This is a genomic window from Paenibacillus sp. P46E, assembly GCF_001909095.1.
Lineage (GTDB): Bacteria > Bacillota > Bacilli > Paenibacillales > Paenibacillaceae > Paenibacillus_AQ > Paenibacillus_AQ helianthi.
In genome coordinates this window covers 1-632 of the sequence record NZ_LVYZ01000023.1, presented here as the reverse complement: position 1 = coordinate 632, position 632 = coordinate 1, and the positions used below count along the sequence as shown (strand labels likewise).

The following is a 632-nucleotide window of genomic DNA, read 5'->3' as shown; positions in this document are numbered from 1 at the left end:
ACAGCTGGGTTTCCCCATTCGGACACCCCCGGATCAAAGCTTGCTTACAGCTCCCCGAGGCAGTTTCGTTGTTCGCCACGTCCTTCGTCGGCTCCTGGCGCCTAGGCATCCTCCGTGTGCTCTTATTAGCTTAACCGCAATTTTCTCCGCAGGAGAAATATTGAACATTGCTGTTCTTTACTTTCCTACCAGATCAATTGTATCAACTAATAACTATTTCAACTTGCTTACACAAGTTTCAGCTAAAAGATGTTCTAAAACGCATTTTCGTTTCGGTATCCAGTTTTCAAGGATCAAGGTAAAGCTGAGAGCTTCAACTCTCAAAACTGAGCAACGAGTGAGTGTTCGAACCCAAGGGTTCTAATGGAAGTCTAGCTTCCGATTTGAATGTTTCCGTTGCAGGAAACGATTCTCCATAGAAAGGAGGTGATCCAGCCGCACCTTCCGATACGGCTACCTTGTTACGACTTCACCCCAATCATCTACCCCACCTTCGGCGGCTGGCCCCCTTGCGGGTTACCCCACCGACTTCGGGTGTTGTAAACTCTCGTGGTGTGACGGGCGGTGTGTACAAGACCCGGGAACGTATTCACCGCGGCATGCTGATCCGCGATTACTAGCAATTCCGACTT

2 rRNA genes are annotated in these 632 nt (G+C 49.4%); both read right to left on the bottom strand.

The window, feature by feature from the left end:
- Nucleotides 1-136 (bottom strand): 23S ribosomal RNA (locus tag A3849_RS04400); the annotation flags it as partial.
- A 283-nt stretch (nt 137-419) separates the two neighbouring features.
- A 16S ribosomal RNA gene (locus tag A3849_RS04395) occupies nt 420-632 on the bottom strand; the annotation flags it as partial.